The organism is Neisseria sp. 74A18 (genome assembly GCF_001308005.1).
GTDB lineage: Bacteria > Pseudomonadota > Gammaproteobacteria > Burkholderiales > Neisseriaceae > Neisseria > Neisseria dumasiana.
In genome coordinates this window covers 70,627-79,315 of sequence record NZ_LGZA01000007.1, presented here as the reverse complement: position 1 = coordinate 79,315, position 8,689 = coordinate 70,627, and the positions used below count along the sequence as shown (strand labels likewise).

At 52.1% G+C, this 8,689-nt stretch carries 5 protein-coding genes; 2 read left to right on the top strand and 3 right to left on the bottom strand.

Annotated features, from left to right (window positions below; genetic code table 11):
• Both AKG43_RS04045 and AKG43_RS04040 read left to right on the top strand, forming a co-directional pair.
• A partial coding sequence (locus AKG43_RS04045; protein WP_156300614.1) for an IS5 family transposase occupies positions 1-598 on the top strand: 598 nt, incomplete at its 5' end.
• Positions 599-948: 350 nt separating this feature from the next.
• A complete protein-coding gene (locus AKG43_RS04040) occupies positions 949-1,551 on the top strand; it encodes a thermonuclease family protein (protein ID WP_054599292.1) in 603 nt (200 codons plus the stop codon).
• A gap of 85 nt (positions 1,552-1,636) precedes the next feature.
• Here AKG43_RS04040 and AKG43_RS04035 read toward each other — a convergent pair whose 3' ends face one another.
• From AKG43_RS04035 to AKG43_RS04025, 3 genes are all read right to left on the bottom strand, one after another.
• The gene (locus tag AKG43_RS04035; RefSeq protein WP_054599291.1) at positions 1,637-3,127 is read right to left on the bottom strand and encodes a surface lipoprotein assembly modifier; all 1,491 of its coding nucleotides are present in this window, start codon (positions 3,125-3,127) and stop codon (positions 1,637-1,639) included.
• A 131-nt stretch (positions 3,128-3,258) separates the two neighbouring features.
• A complete protein-coding gene (locus AKG43_RS04030; protein ID WP_054599290.1) occupies positions 3,259-6,039 on the bottom strand; it encodes a lactoferrin/transferrin family TonB-dependent receptor in 2,781 nt (926 codons plus the stop codon).
• A 129-nt stretch (positions 6,040-6,168) separates the two neighbouring features.
• On the bottom strand, positions 6,169-8,226 hold the full coding sequence (locus AKG43_RS04025) for a transferrin-binding protein-like solute binding protein (RefSeq protein WP_197273112.1): 2,058 nt from the start codon (positions 8,224-8,226) through the stop codon (positions 6,169-6,171).
• Between the last annotated feature and the right edge of the window lie 463 nt (positions 8,227-8,689).

Here is an 8,689-nt window from a genome sequence, read left to right as displayed (position 1 = left end):
AGCATCCGCCGCCATCGTTGACGCCACCATTATTCAGACGGCCGGCGGCAAACAGCGTCAGGCCATCGAAGTGGATGACGAAGGCGTTGTCTGTGGCGAAACCACCCCCGGCAAAGACCCGGATGCCAGGTGGATCAAAAAAGACGGCCGCTTCCATCTAGGCTACAAACAACACACCCGCACCGATGCGGACGGCTATATCGAGAAACTGCACATTACCCCGGCCAATGCTCATGAGTGCAAACACCTGCTGCCATTACTGGCGGACATCGCAGAAGGCAGCACCGTCTATGCCGATAAAGGCTACGACAGCATGGAAAACCGGCAACATTTGGAAGAACGTCAGCTGCGGGACGGCATCATGCAAAAAGCACACCGTGGCCGCCCGTTAAGCCAAGAGCAGAAAATCCGCAACGGCCGGCTGGCGAAAGTGCGCTATGTGGTGGAACAAAGCTTTGGTACGTTGCACCGCAAATTCCGCTATGGCCGGGCAGCCTATTTCGGGTTGGGCAAAGTGAGGGCGCAAAGCCACCTGAAGGCGATGTGTGTGAACCTGTTGAAGGCGGCCAACAGGATAGGTGTGTCTGTTGCTGCCTGAACAGGCAGGCAGTGCCTAGGAATTAGGCACTTTAAGGGGACTTTAGGGGTAGCTTGTCTACTTTTTACGCAAAAACAGCCGGAACATGATGAAGCATGTTCCGGCTGTTTGTTGGCGTGGGGTTTTGCAAAGGTCTCGGCCTGTGATTTTTACCAACCCTCCCGATGTAAGTGCAGTTCAATGCGTAGCTGCGTAGCGGGTGCAGGTATATCGAATCATAGGCAAACGGGCAGGCGGTGCCTAACTCAGAAATGCGCCGAAGATAGGCGCAAAGGTTTTGGTCTGTGATTGCCAGCGAACCGCCTTAGACGTTATCCTGCTTGTCTTTATACTTATCTCTAAACCGTTTTATGACGCGTCAAACTGCATTTCTGCTCCTGCTTTGCTGCTTTACCGCCGGCAATCTCCACGCTGATGATTTGTTTTCGTGGTGGAAATCTTACCGCAACACTGCCAAACCGGCCGGGCAGAAGCAGAAGAACGAATCTTACGTCCGATATTACGAAGGTGTGGTTACGGCGGTTTCAGACGGCGATACGCTGAGAATGACCGATACCCACGGCCGAAAGCACAAAATACGTCTGGCTTATATTGATGCACCGGAATTGCAGCAGGCACACGGGCAGGCCGCTCGCAGGGTGTTGGAAAAGGCCGTTTGGGGGCAAACTGCAGAAGTGCATATTTTCGATATTGACCGCTATGGTCGGGAAGTGGCGCAAGTGTGGGTGCAGCGGCAGGATGTGAATTTAATGCAGATTCAACAGGGCTATGCTTGGCACTATGCGTCGATTGCCAAGCGCAGGCAGCACAAACAGGATTTTGCCGCCTACGCTTATGCCGAGGCGGTTGCCCGCAACCAACGGCTCGGCTTGTGGCGGGATAGGGAGCCGCAGGCACCGTGGGCATTCCGTAAGGCGGAACGTGAGCGGCCAAACCGCTTTTTTCTGTGGTAAATCTTTGATTTTCTGCAAATGCAAGGGCTAAGCAGGCCGTCTGAAATGTTCAGACGGCCTGAATTTTTGCGAGCTTGAGAAGGCTTTAAAATGTTTTGGAAAATTCTACAAACATATTCTGTTTGCGGTAATCATAGAGAAACACGTTACTCTTGTTGCGGGTATGCTGCCAAGTGATGCGCGGGGTAATGCCCCAGAAATGGATATTGCGGTGCCATACGGAAAGGTTGAGCTGCAAGGCTCGGTCTTTTCGGGTTTTTTGAATCGGCCAAGGCATGGGGGCGTGGTAGGTTTGTTTGCTCCATGCGGCGCGGGTGCGGGTGCTGAAGCCTTTGGGCCATTCCTGTATCCAGCCCAGCGATGCTGTCCATTGGTGGTTGCTGTTGTCGGGGTCGTGTAGGGTTTCGCGCTGGAAATCCAATCCGCCGAACCATGCTTGGCGCGGGTTGGATTGGTAAATCAGGGTGTGGCCGGTTTGGCGGCGGATGCCGTCGAAGCGGAAGCGGTGTTCGTGGTTGATTTTTTCGATGCGGGCGTATTGGTTCAGCCGCCAGCGGCGGTCGAGTCGGGTACTTACGCCGAGGGTGGTGCCGAAGCTCTCGGAATATGGTTTCAGGCCGCTTTCTTCTTTGCCGCCCCGCCACCAGCGTTTGGAAACGAACGGCATGATTTCGGCATCAAAACGGGCGTTGCGGTAGCCGATACCGGCGGCGGTGTTAACCAGCAGATCGTTGTATTGTTTGTGCGCGGGATAGTGCTTGCCGTGGATGTCGGTGCTGAATTTGGCGGTGAAGCCGTGCGGCAGCGCCCAGTCTTTTTCTGCGCCGATACGGTAGCTGACGCCGTGGGCACTTTCGGGTTGCGATCGGGTGTCGAGATTGCCTTGTTGTTTGACGATGGGGGCGTTGTTGATATTGGGTTCGTAGGTGTAGTTGGCTCCTCCACTGAATTGCCAGCGGTGGCGTTGCCGCAGTTCGTCGAGAAAGCGGTTGATGGCTTGTTTTTCCGGTTCGGGCAGGTCGGATTGGGCGAGAAGTTTGGTAAATTGGTCTTTGGCGGCGAGGTCTTGGCGGTCGTAGAAGAGGGCAATCGCCAGATACATGCGGATTACGTTTAGCTCGGGTTTTTCGGCAATCAGGTTGCGGAGCCTGGCTACGGCTTCACCGAAGCGGCCTTGGTGCATGGCCAGTTTGCTTTCGGCCAATTGCAAAAGGATGGGGTCGCGGTTGCTTGAGGGCAGTTTGCGGTAAACGGGCAGTAATACGCCGATGCCGTCAAAGTCGTTGCGCAATACGCTTTTATCCAGCAGCAGGTTGAGCAGTTGCGGCCGGGCGAGCAGGGTGGCTTCGTCGATATCCTGTATGGGGGCGGACGCTGCTTCGGCGGGTTGCCATACGGGCTCTTGGGATGCCAGTTCGGGCAGTTCGGGTTGGACGGGTTCGGGTTTTTGTTCGGGCGTGAGCGTTTGTGCCGTTGCGGTGCATGTGAGCATCAGCAAGGCAGCGGTAAAACCCGTTTTAGCGAAACTCGCAAAGCTCGTTTTCAGACGGCCTGAACGGTGTGTGTCGGTTTGCATGGTATGTGATGTCGTGAAGTAAGATAAGCGGTGTAATAAACCGCAGGTCGGTTCGATATGGTGTGCGCTGTGGCACGGCTCAGGCCGTCTGAATGTTTTTCAGACGGCCTTTATTGTTTAAAGCCTGTTGGTTAGAACTTCATTTCAAACCCTACGGTAATGTTGCGGCCGGGTGCGGCGAACTGTTGGTAGTCGGAACCGGGTACTTTTTGCTGCGACAGGGAGTTGATGGAACTTTGGCGCACGGTTTCCCAAGTCAGATAACGGTAGTTCATGGCGTTATAAATGCCCGCCCGCAGGGTGGCTTTTTTCCACGGACGGTAATAGCCGATCAAATCGACGGTTGTCCACGGTTTGGTCGCCGCTTTGGTAACGGCGCGGTTGATGGTAGGGCCGGTATCCGAATAGGCTTTGCTGATGAGTTCCTGCGGGTTTTTGCCGCGCGAGTGTATCCAGTTCATCGACATTCCCCATTTTTCGGAAGGGGCGTCGTAATTCAGCCCGAGCACATAGCGCGACGGCTGGATGGTTTCGAGCGGATAGTCGGCCAGCCAAGTGTAGCGTTCGGGGTGGTTGTTAAACAGGCGTTTGGCCTTGATACGGTTGTAGGCCATGTTTAACGACAAGCCTTCGGGTAGTTTGCTCCACATGCCGTTCAAGTCTATCGACGAGCGGATATTGATACCGTTCAGATCGGTGTTTTGAAGGTTGAAGTTACCGATATTTTGGTAATTGTTTTTGTCGGTTTTGGTGATGGCATAGGCAATCAGGTCGCGGTAGCGGCTGTTGAACATGCTCAGTTCGATATTGCCGAAGCTGCCTTTAAACGTGAGGCCAAATTCTTGGTTGAACGATTTTTCCGGCTCCAAATCGGCAACGTAGTGGACTTTGCTGTCGCGCGGGATGCCCGGCACGTTGTAACCGTAAAGCTCTTGGAAGCTGGGTACGCGGAAGCCGTTGGAGGCGCGGTAGGAAAGCGCCCATCTGCTGTTGGGTTTGACAACGAGGCCGGCATTCCACGAGCGGTTGGTGTAGTTTTTGTTTTTAATGGCAACATCTTCGGAGCGGAAACGGTGGCGGTCTAAGCGCAAGCCGAGGCCGAGATCGATGTATTTGCCCAAGGCTATATTGTCGCGCAGGGCGAGATAATAGCTGTTGCCCTTAATCGGTTTGCGCGAGCAGGTTTCGATCTTCCAATCGATACAGGGATATACATCATTTATAACGGTACCCAAGTCTTTATAAATGTCGATGACGCGCTTTTGCCCGTTGATAACGCGGGTTTCCGTGCCTATTCTGACTTGGTTTTTCTGTGCAGAGGTTTCGCGGAAAGCTTTGGCAAAGCTCGAATCGAAATGGTCGTAGCCGGCTGCAATTTGAACGTCGTGTTTGCTGCGCCCCCACTGCCATTTTTTGTTCCATTTGGTGTTGAACAACGTATGGTTTTCGGTGTAGTCGATTTGCTCTTCACTTAAAAAAGAACCGGGTTTGTCTTTGCTGGGGGCGCAGTTGAGCGTTGTACTGTAATCCGGATAGCGGGAACAGTGTGCGTGAACGGTTCCGGTGTCGGTTTTAATGTTTTGGCGGTCGATGCTCAGCTCTAAAGCATCGGCCCAAGTTCCGCCTTCTTGAGGTTTGTAGCGGTAGGCGATGCCGTTACGCATTTTGCTGTGCCGCTCTTGCAAGAAACGGGCGCGTGACCACAGCAGCTTGGAGTAGCCTTCGCGGAGATCGTTGCGCCAAACGCCGTCATCGTTCAGCTCGAAGAGGGGTTTGGATAAAGGCGGGTAGTAGGAGGGGTAGCGCATGTCGCGACTGTCGTAGTTCTGTTTGGTGTGTTCCGTCAGCCAGCCGATATGATGCTGCGGAGAAATATGGTAGCCCAAACGAGCCAGCCACGAACCGCTGCGGTATTCCATCGGATTGGGGCGGATGCGGTTGCTGCCGGTGTATTCTTTGGCTGAAACGGTTTCTTTTTTGTGCCGCATCGCATGGCTGCGCTGGGCTTCTTCTTCGGGAGTGTAAGGCTCGGTGCGGCTTTGCGGCTGCCATAAGTCGGAGCGGGTAGGGGTGGATTTGTGGCGGATAACATCGGGTTCGTCTTCAAAACGGAACATATTGTTGCTCAAGAGGCCCGGCTCTCCGCGCAGGTCGTATTTGTCTTCGTAAACATGTTGTTTGTAAAACGATTGGCTGGTGTTGCCCGCATCTTTGTGGATATCGATTTCGTTGCCTTTGCGGTGGGTGTATTGCAGCAAACCTTCAAAACCTTTATAGCTGAACGCACCGCCGAGGGTTTGGGCGAATCGTTTGTCTTTGCTGCTGTAAACCGATTTGCCGGTCAGCCCCCACTTTTCGCCTTCTTGAAGAAAATCGCCGACGTTTTTGGTGTGGTAGTTTACCGAGCCGCCCAAGCTGCCGCTGCCGGCTTCAACGCTGTTGCTGCCTTTGCTGATTTCTACGGCCGATACGTTTTCATATTCGATTTCGTTCATGGATCCGCTGCCGCCGCTGGATGAAGTGGTGTCGGCATAGGATTGCAGTTGGGGAATGCCGTCCACCGATACCTGTACGCGGTTTTTGTCCACCCCGCGGATGGAAAACCCGCTGCTGCCGCCCCGGCCTTGTTCGACCACGGAGATGCCCGGGTCGTAGCGCACCAAGTCGCGGATATTCAGCACTTGTTCTTTTTCGAGCTGTTCGGCATTTTTAACCACTTTGCCCAAGCCGGTAACTTCTTGGGTTTTGCGGTTGATTTTTTTGGGAGCGGTTACATACACGGTGTCGAGTTCGACCGCACTTTCGGTTTGCGCTTGGTCAGCAGCGTGCAGGTTGCCGGAAAATGCGGCAAAACATAGGGATAACGAAGTTACGATGATTTTTTGCTGTGGTGAGGGATGAGTAGTAAACATAATGGTTGTCTGCTGTATTGATTTATGATTGTTGTCGGTATCGGCGGATGAGGCCGTCTGAAAACCCAGGCGGCTAGGCGGCAGGATGAAACGGGCAAACCGCTTCTCCTGCCGAGTTCAGCCTGCGGCTTATTCTTGTTTGGTTGCGCCGAATACCGCACCTGCGCGGATATCTGTGCTGTCTTGGTCTTTATCCGGTGAGTTGTAGATCAGCGTGCCGCCCAGTTCGCGTGCGCCGGGGCCGTAGAAACCGCCCTCCACTTTGGCATCGGGAACATAGGCGGAATAGCCTTTAGTGAGATTACCCGGGTCGAAGGGGAAGCTGCCGTCGGTATAGCCTCGGCCTGTAAAGCCGCTGCCGTTGATATTGGCTTCGATATTGAATACTCTGCGGCTGTCGGTGCCGATTAATGCGCCGTTCAGCTTTTTGTTATCAAAATCAACGTCAAATGATGAAACGCCGGATCTGCTGCTTGAGCTGATGTTTTTCATAGTGGCGTTATGACCGTAGTCGGGGTTGCCGAATGCGTGGCGTTGCGGCGGTTGTACTTTGATAAAGCCGGTCCAGCTGCCTAAGTATGTGGCTTTTCCTGATTGCGGCAGATCGGATACGGGGGTTCTTTCGCCTTGCAGATAGAGGGCGTGCACGGGGTCTTGCCCTGCTTTTTCCTGTAACACGAATTGGCCGAAGCGCAGATAGCTCAAGTTGCTGCAACACACCTGTACGAATTCGCGGGGTTTGCCTTCGCCGTTCTCCGGCAGTGTAATGCTGTGGGTTTTGCCTGTTGTGTCGGCACCTATTTCGGCGTTGGCGTTTTTCAGCATTTCGTCAAGCTCGGCTTTTTCCAAGTCGAAAACTTTGTTGCCGAAGCGCAGTTTCATGGCATAGCCGAAATTGGCTAAAGGTTTGCGCTCGGTTTCGGTGAGGTGTTGGCGGACTTCGGGTTCTTTTTCTTCTTCTTCGGCGAAGTCTTCTTCTGCAAAGGCATCGTTTGCGGCGGTGTCGGTTTCGTTGATTTCTTCTTCTTCCTCTTCGTACTCCACATCAACCCGTTTGGGAACGGTAATATAGAAAGCGTCTAATAATGCATTGGTTTTTTTAGGTTGGTTCGGATTGTCGCTATCGCGTTTTGCGCCGAATACGACAAACAAAGAGTTGTCGTTGGCTAAGAATTTGCCGGCAAGCTCTTGGGCTTCGGGGCCGTAGAAACCGCCTTCGAGCAGGTTGGAGTCGGCAGCAAAAAATGCTTTGTCTAAGGTTGAAGAGTCGTCGTTTACCTTAGATAAGGCTTTTCCGGTAAAGCGGTTGCCGTTGAGCTGTGCTTCAATGTCGTACAGCTTCCTTTTGGATTCGATGCGTGATTCGTAATGAAGCCCGCCTGTCATGCTTTTATCGGCGAAATTAACGGTAAAGTCAGACGTATATTTTTTGTCGGTAGTCTCATTTGCTTGGCCGGTTGCACTGGCAATATCGCCGTTACCTTTCAGGCTGTTAAAACCGTTGCCGAGGTGAGGGTTGCTTCCGGGTTCTTTTCCTTTGCCTTTTTTTACGTCGCTCATGAAATACCACTCACCCCGATAGTTTACGTTGTTGTCAACGGGAAGGGCGGCTGCGGCAGAGGTGCCGTGATAAAAGGTGTGAACGTTCCAGCCTTCTCTTTGCGTATACCATTTTAAATCGCCCTCTTTATCCCTAACCGTTTCTTCAATTACTTCGGGATAATCGGCAGTAACGTGGCCGAAGCGGATATATTGGTATTTGCCTTCTTGCTGTTTGCCTGTGTGATAAACATGATGGGCACCGCGGTTGTTAGGGTCGTTCTGCATTTCTTTCAGCTTGGGAATAGTCAAATCTGAATCGTTAACGGCTTCGACATCGTTGGGATTGAGCGGTATGTAGATTTCCGCTTCGGTGGGATTGCCCGATGCGTCCAGCAGCGGATTGCCGTTTTGATCGTGCTTGGCTCTGTTGCGGCGCAAGCCTTTCATCACAAAACCTGCGGCAGGTTGTCTTAAGGCAGCCTGCTCTTCCGGGTTTTGGCGCGGTTCGGGTACTTTTTCTACTTTGGGCGGTTCGGGTAGCGGGGGCGGTTCGGGGTTGACGTTCAGTGTATCGAAGCTGCCGCCCGCACAAGCGGTAAGCATGGCGGTAAGGCTGCAAAGTGAGAGTGTTTTGAGCTGCTGCATCTATTGTTTCCTTATATCGTATCAATGGTGTTTTGTAACAACGGTTTTTTTAATGTGTTGTTTAAAGCGGGCAGGCATACTGATTCATTACGCCCAGCATCTGTTAAATATCAAGGTGTTCGGTTTTGTAAATATGCGTCAATCCGATAAGTTGTGTTTGATAATATTTTTATGCAAAACAGGTTCTTATCGAAGAGGTTGTTGCTCCGGAAATCAGTAAAACAGGGAATAATCCCGACGGATGGTTTGGCTTGTGCGTTAAAAAGCACTTGTTATGTGAGAAGCGTATATTTAATAAAAAGACCGTAAATCATTACAATCTATTTCGTTTTTTAAAATATTAAATCAATATGTAATTTATGTAAATAGGAATTATTTGTAATTTTATTGAAAGAGTAGGGAGTAGATGTCAAACCGATGTCTGCCAAAGTGTAAGCCAAGTGAAGTAGGGGAATCCGGCAAG